A 15,509-nucleotide genomic window follows, 5' to 3' on the forward strand; every position below is an offset into this window, starting at 1 on the left:
GTCAGATGGTGGGCACCGGCCTACCGGTATTCAGCGGCGAACCGTTCCAGAGCAGGGAAGGCGCCGATGTCGATCGTGTTGGACGACTCATACTGATCAAGTCCCATCGTGAACAGAGCGCGGCGGTACTGCCACTTGATGTGCTTGTCGCGCCGTGCGGGGTCGGTGGGCCGCATGAGGGCGAGGAAGAAGAAACATTTGACGAGCAGAAAGTCGCCCATGTGCTCGCTCACGCGCCGCCCGATCAGGGATGCGGTGGTCTCGTCGAGTGCGGCGGTGTAGGCAGCGCGCTGCTCCGGGGTGATCGTGTAGCCCTTGCCTCCGCCCTTGAAGGCCACGATGTCGAGCGCGGGGTAGACGTCATAGCCGAGCGGGACCGGTCCGTGATGCTGCCAGTCGATGACCCCGCCCCGGAGGGCGTTGGGCAGGCCGTAGTCCAGATGCCCGTGCACCATCGGAAGTTGAGCCAGCTGGCCGAGGGCGTGCTTGATCGCCTCGTGAACCCGCGGGATGTCGAAGTCCGGGTTCTCCTCAAAGACCTCGGGTGCGAAGGCCGCCTTCTCGAACCATGGTGTGGAAGGCAAGGGGTGCCTCGCCTGGGCCTGCAAGAGACACGACGCGACAGCAGCAGCCGTGCTGATCACCTGGTAGCTGACCTGCCCGTCCCGCCTGGCATCGGCCAAAGCCTCCTCGTGCAGCGAGGTATCACCGACGGCTCGCTCGACGACGAAGTAGCTTCCGTCTTCGGACCCGCTGTCGACAATCTCCGGGACGGGGTAACCCAGGCCGGCGGCCACCTGCTGGAACTCGCACTCCGCCCGCAGGTCCTCGCCGCCGATTCGCTTGTAGAGCAGGCCGTCGGCTGACCTCAACACCGCGCCTTCAGTGGCGGTTCTCTCCTTCACGAACTCCCAGTCGCTCATCCATCCATCCTTCCGTAGTGCCGAGTTGGCGTGGAGCAGGTATGACCGTGTCGGGCAGGTCGCGTGTGGCTGGGGCGGTTGCCCCCCCGGGGGGGCGACCGCCCACCATCGCCGCCCGGCCGGTGTGCCTGCATCGGTACGGACGGCGACGGTGGGCACGCGGCGAGCGGTCGAGGTCAGCGGGCTGGACGAAGCGGACGCCGTCAGCGCGTCGTTGATCGTGGGCTCGGCGTCAGCGCGGCGGCCGATGCCCCGATGCTTCAGTGCCATCGGCGACGACGCCGCGGCCCTGGCCGGGCGGCGGCTACGCGAACCCGCCGGGCTTCGAATTCTGCTGAACGCCGCTGAGGTTCAAGCCCAATCTGACCCGGGAGCAAACCGGTGGGCAATGAGAGAGTTCAACCCTGAATTCGCAGCTCAGGAGGGCTGGTGTGGGTGCCGGGTGGGGCGCTTGGGCCGGTTAGAGGCTTGATCGCTGGCGGGTGATCGCCCATCAGCGCGGGACCTCGGCAGTTGTCAGCACGAGCAGGGCCCGCAGGAGCGTGGTCGCGTGGCAGCCGATCAGCCATCCGTGGGGACGCGGTCAACGCCCAGCTCGTCCGGCTGTCCGGGGGTGCCCATAGGCGTCCTGACCTGCGGCGGCGCGACTCGCTAGATGGGCTATGAACGGTGCTGGACGGCGGTGAATGCAACCAAAACTGCAACCACGGCCAGCAGCGCTGTTCGCGACTGGCAGGTTCGCGCCGATGTCGTGATGTCGATCAGTTGATGGCGTTGTCGGGAGCGAGCGGGGGGCGATCGTCGATGACGATGCGGGTCCTGGCAGCATCGCCCTGTGAGGGAAGCGCGTCGTTGATGACGCTGGCGATCCGGCTGTAGTACGTCGAGGCGAGTGCGCGGTCCTCCCGTGAGGTCGTATGTGATTGCTGTGCCGCGTGCAGGGCGCTGAGGATGGCGATCAGGGTACGTCCGGAAAGCGTCACATTGGTCTGCTCGTCGTCGTCACCGTTGGTAGCGAGCCCCGGGACGCGGAAGTGGGCGTTTCGGGCCGCTTGTTCCACGATGAAAGCCCACGCGTCGCGGTGGCAGATCAGGTCGGCTGCACTGATGCCGGCAGCTTGCTCAAGTACGGCGTCCAGCGTCCGCTGCCCGGCAGTCTCCGGGGCCTGCTCTGCGGGTTCGGAGTCAGATACGTCCAGTGCCGCCTCGTGGGGGACAGGGGCGTGTACGGCGGTTGTGGGGATCGGCTCGTGGTTAGGTGCGACTGCAGTTGAGATGGGATTTTCAGCCGCTCTGCCCAAGGCTTCTGTCCGTGCTTCGGCCGCCTCGCGGCGTGCTGTCTCAAGTTCGAGACGCAGTGATTCCGATTCGCGACGGGCGTCGGTGATGGTCTTGTGGGCGTCGTTGAGTTCACGGCGGAGTTCGCGCAGCTCGTCCCGCAGGTCTTGAAGGCCGCTCTCCAAGCTGGTGCCGAGTTGCTGGCGAAGTTCGGCGTTGAGGTGGCGGAGCTCGCCCAGACCAGCACGCAGCTCCTGCCCGAGTTCGGACCGCAGCAATGCGAGTTCGTCGGCTGTTCTGTCGTGCTGTTCGTTGACGGAACGGCGGAACATGGCCACGCCGGCCCCCTTTTCCGTTTGTAGTTCGCCAGCGGTCCAAGGATCGAGCTGCCGGGGTGCGCAGTGTGTGGGTTCCTCGGGGTGCTGGCCTGATCTTCCTGGTGGCAGTCCGAAACACGCGCTGTGTACCGCGTCAGGAGGTGGTCGTTGACCCGTCTAGAGTGACGGTCCATTTGGCGACCCGGCCGCGGCCTGGCGAGGGGGCGCGGGCGACGACGCCCAGGCAAGCCTGGGGGTGGGCATCGAGAGCGTTGCCGAGTTCGGTGGCGGTGTCGGTAGTGGGTTGGTGGCCAGAGAGGATGATTCTTGGCCTCCACAAGTCGTTTGAGGGGTCGCGTAGACGGGCGTCGCGGGGATGTTCGAGCCCCAGGGCTTGCAGTGTGGAGCGGGCCTGGGCGGTATGTGCATGGGTAGCAGCGAGTGCTTCCTCAAGGGTGTTGTGGGGGGTGGGGCTGCCGGGATCGTACAAATGCGCGGGGACTCCTGTGATGTGGACGTGCGGTCGGTCACCGTGCCGCCTGGTGGTGAGCTCGAAGGCCAGCGCGCCGAGGATGGGCTGAACATGTTCGGCGAGGCCATCGAGATGGATGAGCCTGACATGTTCGAGATCGGCAAAGATGATCGTCCCGTCGGGCATCCAACCAAGGTGTGCTAGAGCGGGGTAAGCGTGTGGTGGAGGGTCCGTCTCGGTGTCTGGCGGCAGTACTCGATCGCCACGGCAGCGCCAGACCGTATCGAGCCCTTCTGAGCGGAACGGTGCGATGGCCGGGGCGGCGGCCGAGAGGCTGAGCTCGATGGAGCTGTCCAGACCGAGGACGATCGTGTTTACGGCGGGGAGCGGCTGGTCGGATCTGCGAGCCTCCTCGGAAAGGCATCGCAGTGCGTGGTCGATCCTCTGCTGTCGACCAGGGTCGATGACGGCGCCGCTGGCGAAGCGGAACTGAGCGGGAACTGGCTTTCGCGCCTCGGGGCGAGCCTGAGCAGGTAGGTGGATGGGGAGATTGACCCGGGCGCGGGGCGCGTCTCGAGGTGAGAGGCGGGCGTCGGGAGGGTCAGCACGTTGCGCGTGGTCGTCGGCGGTCCGGTCGGCTGTAGAGAGGGCCTCGTCGGCGGCCTCGGAGGTGGCGTCGGTGTGCTCCGGCGTCCCGGTTGGTGGACCAGGCGCCGGCTCGGTGTCGGTGAGTTGGGTGTCCGTTTCCAGGACAGTCGCGCTGGATCCCGGCGCGAGTTGGTCCAGAAGACGGTTGATGCGCTGGAGCTGACCTGTTGGGTCTTGTCCTCCCGTGTCCGTTTGGGGAGTTGCAGTAGGCCTGAGAGCGGTAAGCCAGGTGACCGCCTCGCTTGGGGGGAGTTCGCCGGCGACATCGACCGCCGCAGTGAGAAGGACGTCTGGTGCAGTGGCCACGGCGCGGGCGACGCTGTTGGTAAGGCCGGGCTGGTGTGTAGTGGCGCGGGCGAGGACGGTCAGAGCGCGGTGCTGCTGGGCCGGAGATAGGGCAGCGTCAGGAAGGATGTGAACGACGAGCTCGCTGTCACTCTCTTGGTCTGCCCGGGCGATGAGTTCAGCGGCCAGGACGTCCGGGCTCATAGCCCCCCAACGCGCGCCGTCGGTCGACGGGTAGAGGTCGGCAAGCATCTGCTCAACGCGACGCGTAATCTCGCGGTCCGGGAGCTGTGGAGTATCGAAATCGCGGTCGTGGAAGCGGAAGGCCGCAACGACGGCGTTCAGCGCGTCCCGGCGTTGCTCAGCCCCGACGATGCGTTGTACAGCGACGAGTTGACGTAGCAGGTCCCTCTGGTTGAGGAAGAGGTCCTCGAGACCGTGTGAGCGAACGCTGTGCCGCCAGTAGCGGCTCTCGTGAGCCAGCAGGACATCGACCGGCCGGATGGTGTCGGCGGCGGGGAGAACATCAGTGTTGTCCAGCACCTTCGCGAGGGCGGCAATGTGAATGGATACGACAAGATCGTCGGGCGGACCCACCGGATGGTCGGTGTACTGAGATTCATGGGCCGGGCTGGACTCGTCGTCTTCTGTCAGCGGGCCATCGAGAGCGGCAAGGTGCGCGATACGTTCGCGGAAGGCGCGGGTGGCGATCTCGAGTTTCCGTGTGGTGTCGGCGCGTTGGTTCACCGCTGGTGGAGTCAGCCGCACCACGGTGCCCTGGCCCATCACCGTGGAGCCTTGCCACTCCATGAGGAGGTCCGTCCACCAACGTTGCGCGGGTCTGGCCAGCAGCAGTACCCGGACCGGGTCGTGGGCATGACGTGCACCGCTGAACAGGTGCAATACCTGCTCGACCTGGTCCACGCGGGTCTCGGCGTAGTCGAGGACCAGCAACAGCGGCCGGATGTTCGTCGTCAGCGATTCCAGTAGCCCGCCAGCCCGCTGTACATCGGACAGAAACCCCGCCGTCCACGAGGAGCCCCGCTGGGTCATGCGCCGTACCAGCTCGGTGGCCAGTCTGGTCTTTCCCACGCCTCCAGGGCCGAAGACCACGGCTACATCCACCACGCGCCGACTGGTGCACCAGGACGTGAGGTTGGCGATCTCCTCCTCCATTCCTGTGAACGGCACGACTTCGGCCTGCGGTGAGAGCAGATAGGAAGGCGATAGGCGGGGGACCGGCGGGTCGTGGAAAAGAGGGCTTTGGTCGGCAGACTCTAACTGCACCGCGATACCCGTATGAGCGGTCACCACGGTTGTGAAGTCGGCAAGTGCGAGCAGGCGCCGAACTGGCAGGGCCCATAGCGTTCGGCCTCCCCAGTTTTCGGATACAGCCGCTACCACGCCGATGAGGATCTCGTGGCAGAACAGCCCCGCGCCCGACAGGCCGCTCCAGCCGCTTTTCCCGTTCACATGGTCCGGTAGGGCATTAGAGACATCGACGTCGTACTTTGCTGCGTTCAGCCCTGTCACCGCACTGACGCGACCGACGACCTGCCGATTGTCGTGCACCACGGTGCGGCTACCGTCCGGACGAACTGTGGTATGCCGCATTGCCCGAGGGAATCCGACAGCCAAGCACTCCGGTTGGACTGCGGGGCTCGAACACGTCAGTTCGCCCCATCTAACTGGCGCTAGGTCCTGGCCCAGCTGGCCGGGGTCACCACGTAGGAGCACCGCATCCAGATCCCGGTCGCCGACCCACACGACGTCCACCGGATGCACCTGCCGGTCGCGCAGTACCCGCACCTGCACTTGTCTACCGATCGCTGGCGGGCCCCCATCAGCCTCCGTGACGACGTGCAGCGCTGTCAGCACCAGACCGGGAGCGATCAAGGTTCCCGATCCGCACCCACCGTTGACACCGAGAATCTCCACGGCCCGCGACCAGCTTGCAGGCCCCACCGCCCGCCCCAACTACTTGAACAAGCTCTCGCCGACCGTGTCTCCGAAGTCGGACGCATGGCCGCTGATCAGCGTATGGTCCGCGCCGTCGACCTCAAGATTCACCGTCAACCGGTGCGTCCGGGACTTCGACCACTCGCCCTTCGCGTCCGTGGAGACGACGAACGCCTTCACGCCGCCCGATGCCGCCCCACTGGCCCGAAGCTCGATCCCCAGGTCCAAGGTCACCTCTTTGACCGTGAACCGGATCGCGGCTCCGTCCCCTTCCTGCTGGGCAGCCGCAAGACCTGCTCGTACAGCCTTGAGCGCCTCGGCCAGTTCGGTCCCGCTTTGCTCCATGAACCCTCCCCTTGGAAACGTCGCGATCAAGTGTGTGGCAGTTGGCGGACCTGTCGCAGACTTTTCCCCACATTCACAGCCTCCGAACGGCGGTCGCCTCCCGGGGCCGTACCTCGGACGTTACCGGCGCCCATGCAGGAGAAGGCAGCGTCCTGACCCGCGGCGGGGCGACTCGCTGGCTGGGCCATGAACGGTGCTGGACGACGGTGAACAACCACGTGAGACTAAGCAGTTGGTCAGACACGGTCTGCCGAGGCTCCTTCCGCTGGGCTGGTCCATGCCGCCGAGGGTGGACGTACGCGCGTGCCATGTCGGCTGAAGGGATCGCGCCCGGCGACCCGTCGGTCCGTGGGGTCTACCTCTACGGTGCCAAAGCCCGGCTGCCATCTGGGCACCGGTATCGAGGACCAATCGGGCCGCTCGGGTCGTGGAGGACGGAGCGCGCCTCTGCCGAGGCCGTGGTTCCTGCCCCCACAGGTGCAGTCACACATGCTGTCCGGAGCGGCGTCCGCACAACTGGTCGAGCCACAGAAGGGGGCTTCGTCGCTGGCTGGGTGATGAAGGCAGAGCCCCGGTGAACATGGAGCTCGCAGGTACCAGTCAAGGCACGCAACGTTGCCGGTCAGTTCGCGGTCAAGGACTGCGAACATCACGGGGATTGCGTCGTCCAGTGTTGTGGTCCCGATCCAAAGACTCACCGGCGGTGCGTTACCAGGGACCAGGCCCTGATAGCCAGACGCGAACACCCGAGCGGCGGCGTGGTTACTGACCGCACACATGTCCGTGCTCAGGCCCATCGTGCGGTAATCACCAATGACGCACGAGTCATCGGACAGATGAACCCACCGACCTCCGATCATCTCGCACCGGACATAGCCGCCGCCGATCTCGCCCCACTCGCGGACCATGTCGATCAGGAGTGTCTCTGTAGTGCGGCCGTCCGGGAGCTTGCGCTGCTCTGCCGGTGCCTTCGCGATCAGACGACGGAGGGCGTCTTCGCCCGGCTGGTTGGTTGGCTTTGCGGAACGTGACTTGCCGCGTGGTGGCTTCAAAGGGCACCTCTCGCGAGAACATGCGGCACGGGAGCACGGCGATCCTGCTCATCACGTGGCGCTTGCAAACCGACGCATTGCCACCCCCAGTTCACCTGGCGGAGGCTGATAGGCGGTTCCCTGCAAGAACTTGCCGACGGAACCGCCTCGGGCCTTACCTACGCGGAGATGCTCTGACGGTGTCCGGCTGCCTTCCCCGTCTGGTCCCTGCGCATGGCGGTCAGGGAGAGCTCAGCAAGCCGGGGAAGGAAGCTCACGTCGAGCTGTTCGACCGGGTGCAAGAGTCCTCGCTCGCAAGTGTCGGCGACCCACACTGTGCATTTGGCGCGTGGGTAAGCCGGGTTGATCCCGATCTCGCCCTTCGGGAAGGTGCCGTTGAAGGGCACCGGGATGCCCTCGGTGTTCCAGTAGGCCCATGCTTCCAGGGCCTTGGCCTGTTCGAAGGCGAGGTAGAGCTGCGGGTAGCGGTCGATGACCCGCAGTTCGCGGAAGACAAGCTGCCCCATCAGTCCCGGCGCTGTTTCGGCGAGAGCGTCGAACTCCGAGCGGTGGAAGGAGAAGGATGTCGCGTCCTGGTTCGGGGCGAGCGCTACAGCAGCGAACAGATGCGACAGGCGTTCCCGCACGTACTGAGCGACTCCGGCGGTGAGGCCGGTCTCGATCTGGCCGACGAGGTCGAGGAGGCGGTCGTGTCCTGGGTTGAAGCGGGATAGGTCGAAGAGTTTGTCCATGCCCTGGACCGCGGTGAAGGCGAGCTGCTTGTAGAGGCGGTTGTTCATCTCTCCAAGCTGGGCGTACGCCTTGGTCTCGTAGCTGGTGGAGTGGAGCATCAGGTATTCGGGTAGCACCTCGAAGTAGAGGTAGCCGAGGAACGGGAGGGCTGGCACGGTGGCGGCGAGCTGGTCGATGAAGTCGACGTCCGGCGTTGGTGTTCCGGTGGCGTTGGCGAGGGCGGTGTCGAGGAAGGGCGCCGCGGCCTGGATGCGTCGCAGGACCGTTTGGCGGAGCTGGACGTCCTCGTGGTCGGTGAGGAAACTGCGGTGGGTGAGGTAGGTCCGCAGGTGGATGACGCCGAGGCGGAGGTAGTCGATGCCCTTGGGCGGGATCGGGGCGTCGGGGGTGATCTCGAAGACGAGGGTGCGGGTGTGTTTCTTGGTCTCCAGGAGGTACGAGCCGAGGTTGTGGGGGCGCAGGCCGGCCGGCTCCGGCGTGAGGGGCGCGCAGTAGAGGGCGGCCACGAGGCAGCCAGTGGAGGCGTAGAGGTGTCCGCTGGCGCGGATGGCGTCGAGCGCGACGGTGGTGTGCATCAGGTGGATGGGGCGGCCGGAGGTCAGGGTCTCGGTCATGGCGTTGCCGCGTAAGAGCCAGCCGTTGGGGGTCTGGTGTTCGAGGCGGGATCGCCAGTCGGCTTCGGTCTCGGTGAGGCCGGCGGGTCCGGGGTGGGTGGGGGTGGTGGTGTGGTCGGTGTGGGCGTTGTCCCACTCGGCGTGCATGGGCTGGCCTCCTACTGCGCGGGGTCGATGATCTGGCGGGCGTGGATGAGCGCCCCGTGGTTGCTGGCGCCGTCGAGGCGGGCCTGTTCGCTGCGGACGATCAGGGCGTGGGCGATGGCGTGGAGCCAGCCGGGCGGCACGAGCCGCAGTTGGGACGGGTCGGGCCACCAGCGGACGAGGGGGAGCCGGTAGCGGTCCAGGCAGTCGGCGGCCTTGAGCAGGTCGATCAGGTGCGGCGCTCGCTGGTAGACGCGGTTCTGCTGCACGGTGAAGCGCTCGTACGGCACGTCGTGGAGGCTGATGGCAGTGGCGGCCTGCGCGAGGACGGCCTGCGGCAGCTCCCGGCCGACCAGGCCGGTGACGGCGGCCTGGTTGCGGGTGAACCAGGCCGCTGCCCGCCGGCCGTGGCCGGGGTCGTCCCGGTCGTTACGGCGCTGGCAGTCGTGAACGGCTGCAGCGGCGCACAGCGCGGCTCTGTGGTCGCGGTCGAGTCCGTACTCCTGGGCAAGGATCGACGAGAGCAGCGAGACGCGGGCGTTGTGCCGGACGCCGTGGATGGAGTCGGCACACCGGGGCTCCGCGAACCAGGTGACGTCCGGTACCAGCATGAGCGGCAGGTGTGGCAGGGTGGGCGGCGCGGCGGAGACCTCGGGCCGCCTCCCGGCGATCCAGTTCAGTGTGGACCGGTCCATGACCTGGTGGTCCGGAAGCATCCGGTTCTCGGCGAGTTCTCTGAGCGACGCGGCGCCCGAGCGGTGCGTTCGTGAGGTCATGTCTGCTTCCTCGAAGGGATGGGTTCGGTGGGCGTCGAGCTGGGCGTGGCGGTCCTGACCATGGGCACGCGGCCGAAGGAACTGGCCGAGCTGCTGGCCTCGGTGAAGATGCAGACCGTCCCGGCCGCGAGGGTCGTGGTGGTTGCCCAGGGTTGCCCCCTGCCGGAGCTACCGGCGTGGGTGGAGGGCGTCGAGCTGGCCGAGAACCTCGGGGTGACTGGCGGCCGGAACGTGGCGCTGGAGCATCTGCGCGACGTGGACGTGGTGATCGACCTGGACGACGACGGTCTGCTGGTCGCCGACGACGTTTTCGCGAGGATCGAGGCCCTCTACGAGGCCGACCCCCGGCTGGGCATCGTCAGCTTCCGGATCGCCGACGAGACCGGGCTCACCCAGCGCCGCCACGTCCCCCGGCTGCGGGCCGGCGACCCGATGCACGGCGGAGAGGTGACCAGCTTCCTCGGCGGCGGCCACGCGCTGTCGACGAAGATGCTGCAGCAGGTCGGCGACTGGCCGGACGCCTTCTTCTTCGCACACGAGGAGACCGACATGGCCTGGCGGGCACTCGACGCGGGCTGGCGGGTGCTGTACGCGCCGGAGTTGCTGCTGCAGCACCCGCGGACCAGCCCGACCCGGCACTCCTTCTTCTACCGGGTGAACGCCCGCAACCGCGTGTACCTCGCGCGCCGGCACCTGCCCGCTGTGCTGGTACCGGTCTACCTCGGCGTGTGGGTGGCGCTCACCATCGCCCGCACCCGGGACATGGCCGGTCTGAAGGCGTGGTTCGCGGGCTTCGTCGAGGGCTGGCGCACACCGTGCGGTCGGCGCAAGCCGATGCGCTGGCGCACGGTGTGGACCATGACCCGGCTCGGCCGGCCCCCGATCATCTAGGCCGCAGCGGCTCGGGGCATCCATTCCGGGATCGCGCTGGGGTTCGCCCGCAGCCAGGCCACGTACCGGGCGACGCCCTCCTCGATGCTGGTGGTCGGCCGCCAGCCCAGCAGCTCCTCCATCCGTTCGACGGAGGCGTACCCGCCTTCGGGGTCACCGGGTGGCATCGGCGTCTCGACGAGCTGCGTGTCGGGGTAGTGGGCGCGGACCAGTTCGGCGACCTGCCAGATCGACGTGCCGGTGCCCGTGCCGATGTTGACCGTCTCGTTGTGCGCGCGGGGCGCGACCAGCGCGTACAGGGTGCCGGTGGCGATGTCGTCCACGTGGACCAGGTCGCGGATCTGGTGGCCGCCGCCGTTGAGGTGCAGCGGCAGCCCGAGCGCGGCCCGCATGGCGAACCAGGCGACCACCCACGAGTGGCTGTTCTCCTTGACGACCTGCGGCTCGCCGTAGACGGAGAAGTACCGCACTACGGCGTACGAAGTGCCGACGCCGCCGAGCACGGCGGCGGTCTGGTACTCGCCCCAGACCTTGCTGTTCCCGTACACCGAAACCGGGGAGACGGCCGCGCCTTCGGTGAACTGCGCGGGCACGTGGTCGTGCACGGGCTCCGGCGAGGTGCCGTTGCCGTTGCCGTAGACGCTGGCGGAGGAGACGAACACCATCCGCTGCACCTGGTCCGAGGCGGCCACGGCGTCGAGCACGCGCTGGGTGCCGATGATGTTGGTATCGATGGCATCGAGCGGGCGGCGCGTGCAGGCGGCGACGTCGGCCAGGGCGGCGGCGTGGATCACGTAGTCGCAGCCGGAGATCGCCTCGCTCATCAGCTCCGGGCCGGCGATGTCGCCGACGATGAAGTCCGGCTCGGTGGTGTTGATGCCGAACCGGTCGCGGTAGACCTCCGGCGGGTAGGCGTCGAGCCTGCACACCGAGATGGGGCGGGCGCCGAGCCGGCGGAGCTGGGAAGTGATGCGGCTGCCGATGAGGCCGCCCGCTCCGGTGACCAGCACGGTCTTTCCTGAAAGCTGTTCGAGGGACAAGGGAGCTCCTCTGCTCGGTGGTTGATCAGCCCTCGCGGTGCTGCGGGCACTTGCAGATGGGCCAGGTCGCGGATGCGTGGTAGGCCGCCACGTCGGGTTCCGAGTCGACGAGGACGACTCCGGAGTCGTCGTAACGGGTGCCGTCGGCCGCGACCCTGAAGGTCCGGATGTACAGGCCCTGGCGCCGTTCGGCGGGGAGCTTGAAGTCCGGGGAGTTCTCGTTCTTCACGCCGCCGACTCCCGGTACTGCTTGCGGCGACGTCGTCCAAGGGCGAGCTGACGCAAGACCTGGGCGCGCCTTCGGGCGCGTTCCCGGTCCGGAACGAAGACCGCAGCCCGGTCGCCGGCCTGGATGCAGAGGTCCACGGTGTTCACGTCGCACCCCCGGACCTGATGCCCCTGGTCACGTCGCAGGGCCACGGGCTCCCGCACCGCACGCACTGCCCGTTCTCGCTGCGGTGCTCGTCCAGCAGCATGCGGTTGTTGGCCGCCATGGTGCTCCCGGCCGTCGAACTCGCAGACCGGCGCGGGGCCGAGGGGTTGGGGTCCACCAGCGTGGAGGAGCCGTTGAGTCTCCACGGGTGCTGTGTGCGGTCGGCAGTCGTCATCAACCTCTCCGGGTTCGCGAACTGGCGCGGCTGCCCGTCGGCGTCGAGGGACGCAACGACCGAGCTGCCGCAGACAGCCGCGCCGCGGGCTCCCTGCCGGTGTCGGCTGCACCCTGCGGAGCGGCATGTCAGTTAGTGAACCGCCCAACCGCTACCAGGAGTACGGTGTTGGACACGCAATGCGGTTTAAGCGGTTTAACGGCCAGTCAGGCAGGTGGGCGTTGGCGTCCGCGAAGGAACCGAACGAGAAGCTGCGGGCGCTCATCGACGAGACGAAGCTCTCGGGTGATGCGATCGCGCGCCTGGTCAAGCGGGTTGCGGCAGAGCACGACGAGTTCCCGGAGACCAACAAGTCGAGCATCACGCACTGGAAGAACGGCGGCCAGCCGTCCGGGAACGTCGGGCTGTTCCTGGCCGAGGCGCTGGGCCGTGCGCTGGGCGGCCGCGTCGTGCCCCTGGAAGAGATCGGCCTGATCGCCCCCTCACCCCAAGTTCCCGACTGGGACGCCGATACGCTGGGCGCGCTGGCCGAACTCGGGAGAACCGACGTGGACGTGGAACGCAGGCGGGCGCTGGGGATGGCGGTCTACTCGGTGGGCGCCCTCTCGCTACCCGGCGAGGACTGGTGGAGCCGCATGTCCGAGCGGGGCAGCGCGCGCAGCTCGGCCGCAACCCGACGGGTCGGCCCCGGAGACCTCGCCGCCGTCCGGGACATGACCACTCTGTTCTCCCAGGTGGACCAACGGCGTGGCGGCGCCCACGCCTGGACGTCCGTGGTGCAGTACCTGACCACCGACGTCACCGCCTACCTTCGCGGGAAGTTCGCCGACGAGCGCGTTCGTCGTGACCTCTTCTCCTCCGCCAGCGAACTCGCCTACCTGGCAGGCTGGATGGCGTTCGACAGCGGTCGACACGCGACCGCGCAGCGGTACTTCACCGAAGCCGTGAAACTGGCGGCCGAGGCCGGCGACCCACCCATGGCCGCCCACGTGCTGCGAGCGATGGCGCACCAGGCGATCGACCTTGGGCACCACCAGCAAGCGCTGACCCTGGCCGCCGCGTCCGTCGACGGCGACCGGTACACGCTCGCCTCCCCACGGGAACGCGCTCTCCTGGGCGTCGTCCACGCTCGGAGCCTGGCCGCCGCGGGCCGCAAGAACTCCGCCGCCAAGGCGCTGCTGCGGGCAGAGGACGACCTGTCTGCCGCCAGCGACGGCATCGCAGAGCCGGACCGGGTGTTCTTCTTCGGCGAGGCCAGCCTGGCCCACGAGACCGCGTGTGCCCTGCGCGACATAGGAGACCTCGACGGCTCCGTCCGCGAGTTCCACCACAGCGTCCGCACCCGCAAGACGACGAAGTTCACCCGCACCCACGCGGTGACGCTGGGATACCTCGGCTCCGTGTACGCGCAGATGAACAACATCGACCGCGCCTGCGCCACTTGGTCGCAGGCGCTCGACGCCATGGACGGCGTACGGTCCGGCCGCACCCGGCAGGCCGCCGCCGACATGCGCGCCCTGCTCTCCCCTTACCGCCGACGCGGCGCCTCGACCGTCAGCGAGATCGACGCACGCGCTGCCGCGTACCTGTCCGAAACAGCCTGATGAGGAGTCACTGATGGCAGACCGTGAGACATTCGAGGTCGAGGCCCTCGGCCACGTGGTCGGCGGCCGGACCGAACCCACCGACGACTTCTGGGGCGGCACCCGGGCGATCATCCGGCTCGACGGATCCCTCTTCACGCCCGACGCGACCAAGGGCCTGGAGGACTTCTCTCACCTGGAGGTCGCCTTCCGGTTCCACCTCACCGACCCGACCGATCTGAACCTCGGCGCCCGTCGGCCCCGGGACAACCCGGACTGGCCGGAGGTCGGCATCTTCGGTCACCGCAATATGCGACGCCTGAACTGGCTCGGGGTGTCGCACTGCCGCCTGATCAAGGTCGACGGCCTGAACCTCTACGTCGAAGACCTCGACGCGGTGGACGGCACCCCGGTCCTGGACGTGAAGCCGTGGTTTGCCGAGATGGGGCCGCGCGGAGAGCACCGCCAGGCCGACTGGACCACCATCATGCTTCGCGACTACTTCGCCCCAGCAGTCAGCGACTGATGGGGGCGAGGTTCACCGAAGCTGCAGGCCGCCACTACTCAGTGGCGGCCTGCAGCTTTGGGCCGGTCAGGTTGGTAACGAGCACGTATTCCACGGATGTCGCATTCGGGCGGATGGGGCCGTCACGTGGGTGGGCGCTGTGGCTTGATGCCGCTGGCCGCCGTTCCGTGTTGACGACCGGCACGCGTACGGCACCGGGCAGGTGCGCTTCGGCTGGTAGTGGGCCGTCCGCAATTGAGCTTCCCCTGAGCTGAAGTTAGCCGTTGCTGACAACTTGTCAGTAACATGCGGAGCGCAGGCCTGCCCGTCCCCCTGACCACCTACGTCGAAGGTGCCCCTCTGCATGTTCATGCGCACCCTCCGGCTGTCCGCGCTCGCCGCATCCGTGGTGCTCGCGCTCAGCGCCTGTGACCCGTCGACGCCGACTGCCCAGTCGGCCGGCCCCGCCTCCGCGTCTGTCTTTGCTGTGCCCAGCCCGACCGGCGAGGTCCTGCCTGAGGCCGCCGCCGGTAGCCAGAAGGTCACCCTGGTCGCCCCGTCCACGGGGCCGTCGGCCGCGGCGGCCGCTTCTGGCACAGCGAAGGCGTCTGCTGCTGCGTCCCCGTCCACGGTGCCGTCGGCCGCGGCGGCTGCTTTTGGCACGGCGAAGGCGTCCGCCGTACCGTCCCCGTCCGGGACGCCCGCCGTGGTGGCGGGTGCTCCCGACCTCAAGCTGGACGCCTACGACAAGGGGACCGGCAAGGCCGTTCTCGCCGTGGCCGACACTGGCAAGGGCACCCCGAGCCCTGCCGCCACGGCGGCGGCCACCGCCGCCGTCCAGGTGGGGCAGGTGATCGACAGCCCTCCGTCGGCCGTCGCGCCGCACGGCGCGCTGCTGGCGATCACCGACGTCAAGCCGGCGGGTGACGGGAAGCTCGCGGTCAGCACGCGCCCGGCCTCCATATCCGAGCTGCTCGGGTCGGCCTGGGCCAACATCAAGAGCGCCCTGGACCCGCACAAGATCCAGGTCACCCCGAAGGTCAAGGACCTCAAGGCGTCCTACGTCCCGAAGCCCGGCGGCGGCGAGGGTTCGGCCTCCGCCGTCCTGCAGTTGGACGCGAATGCCACCGTCCCGCTGCCCGGCGGTGCGAAGGCCTCGCTCACCGGCTCGCTCGAACTCGACCCGAGCGTCATGTTCTCCTACCAGGGCACCCACGGCATCCTCGCCCCCGAACAGGCCAAGGTCGGTTTCGACCTGGGCGCGCGCGCCAACTGGCACCTCACCGCAGGCCTCACCGGCTCCACCGGGCAGGTGAAGATCCCGATCGCCACGCTCA

At 68.0% G+C, this 15,509-nt stretch carries 13 protein-coding genes and 1 pseudogene; 4 read left to right on the forward strand and 10 right to left on the reverse strand.

Annotation, left to right across the window (positions count from 1 at the left end; translation table 11 throughout):
• Positions 1-20: 20 nt before the first annotated feature.
• The 6 genes from ABZW30_RS18725 to ABZW30_RS18750 form a co-directional block, all read right to left on the reverse strand.
• The gene (locus ABZW30_RS18725; RefSeq protein WP_355672210.1) at positions 21-923 is read right to left on the reverse strand and encodes a phosphotransferase; all 903 of its coding nucleotides are present in this window, start codon (positions 921-923) and stop codon (positions 21-23) included.
• 761 nt (positions 924-1,684) lie between these two features.
• Positions 1,685-2,539 (reverse strand): hypothetical protein, encoded by an 855-nt coding sequence (locus ABZW30_RS18730; protein ID WP_355672211.1) that lies wholly within the window; start codon positions 2,537-2,539, stop codon positions 1,685-1,687.
• Between the two features lie 133 nt (positions 2,540-2,672).
• Entirely contained in the window at positions 2,673-5,888 is a 3,216-nt protein-coding gene (locus ABZW30_RS18735) for a serine protease (protein ID WP_355672212.1), read from the reverse strand.
• 12 nt (positions 5,889-5,900) lie between these two features.
• Positions 5,901-6,227, reverse strand: coding sequence for a trypco2 family protein (locus ABZW30_RS18740; RefSeq protein ID WP_355672213.1), 327 nt, complete (start codon positions 6,225-6,227; stop codon positions 5,901-5,903).
• Positions 6,228-7,437: 1,210 nt separating this feature from the next.
• Complete coding sequence (locus ABZW30_RS18745) at positions 7,438-8,772, reverse strand: hypothetical protein (protein ID WP_355672214.1); 1,335 nt, start codon at positions 8,770-8,772, stop codon at positions 7,438-7,440.
• 11 nt (positions 8,773-8,783) lie between these two features.
• On the reverse strand, positions 8,784-9,545 hold the full coding sequence (locus ABZW30_RS18750; RefSeq protein ID WP_355672215.1) for a hypothetical protein: 762 nt from the start codon (positions 9,543-9,545) through the stop codon (positions 8,784-8,786).
• 18 nt (positions 9,546-9,563) lie between these two features.
• On the opposite strand from ABZW30_RS18750, the gene ABZW30_RS18755 reads away from it, so the two are divergent.
• The gene (locus ABZW30_RS18755; RefSeq protein ID WP_355672216.1) at positions 9,564-10,436 is read left to right on the forward strand and encodes a glycosyltransferase family 2 protein; all 873 of its coding nucleotides are present in this window, start codon (positions 9,564-9,566) and stop codon (positions 10,434-10,436) included.
• Here ABZW30_RS18755 and ABZW30_RS18760 read toward each other — a convergent pair.
• Genes ABZW30_RS18760 through ABZW30_RS18775 form a run of 4 tightly spaced genes read right to left on the reverse strand, consistent with a single transcriptional unit; the run spans position 10,433 to position 12,084 of the window.
• Positions 10,433-11,476, reverse strand: a complete 1,044-nt coding sequence (locus ABZW30_RS18760) for an NAD-dependent epimerase/dehydratase family protein (RefSeq protein ID WP_355672217.1) — start codon at positions 11,474-11,476, stop codon at positions 10,433-10,435. The two genes, ABZW30_RS18755 and ABZW30_RS18760, sit on opposite strands and share 4 nt — an antisense overlap.
• Before the next feature lie 25 nt (positions 11,477-11,501).
• Positions 11,502-11,705 carry a hypothetical protein gene (locus ABZW30_RS18765; RefSeq protein WP_355672218.1) on the reverse strand — a complete coding sequence of 68 codons (204 nt, stop codon included), beginning with the start codon at positions 11,703-11,705 and terminating at the stop codon, positions 11,502-11,504.
• A complete protein-coding gene (locus ABZW30_RS18770) occupies positions 11,702-11,851 on the reverse strand; it encodes a hypothetical protein (RefSeq protein WP_355672219.1) in 150 nt (49 codons plus the stop codon). Before ABZW30_RS18770 ends, ABZW30_RS18765 begins: the two co-directional genes overlap by 4 nt.
• Entirely contained in the window at positions 11,848-12,084 is a 237-nt protein-coding gene (locus ABZW30_RS18775; RefSeq protein ID WP_355672220.1) for a hypothetical protein, read from the reverse strand. The genes ABZW30_RS18770 and ABZW30_RS18775 overlap by 4 nt, the downstream gene beginning before the upstream one ends.
• A 221-nt stretch (positions 12,085-12,305) precedes the next feature.
• On the opposite strand from ABZW30_RS18775, the gene ABZW30_RS18780 reads away from it, so the two are divergent.
• From ABZW30_RS18780 to ABZW30_RS18790, 3 genes and pseudogenes are all read left to right on the forward strand, one after another.
• A complete protein-coding gene (locus ABZW30_RS18780; protein WP_355672221.1) occupies positions 12,306-13,688 on the forward strand; it encodes a Tat pathway signal protein in 1,383 nt (460 codons plus the stop codon).
• Positions 13,689-13,701: 13 nt separating this feature from the next.
• Positions 13,702-14,193 (forward strand): TrmO family methyltransferase, encoded by a 492-nt coding sequence (locus ABZW30_RS18785; protein ID WP_355672222.1) that lies wholly within the window; start codon positions 13,702-13,704, stop codon positions 14,191-14,193.
• A 343-nt stretch (positions 14,194-14,536) separates the two neighbouring features.
• Positions 14,537-15,509: pseudogene (locus ABZW30_RS18790) on the forward strand (hypothetical protein); the annotation flags it as partial.

The sequence above is a fragment of the Kitasatospora sp. NPDC004669 genome, from assembly GCF_040609455.1.
GTDB lineage: Bacteria > Actinomycetota > Actinomycetes > Streptomycetales > Streptomycetaceae > Kitasatospora.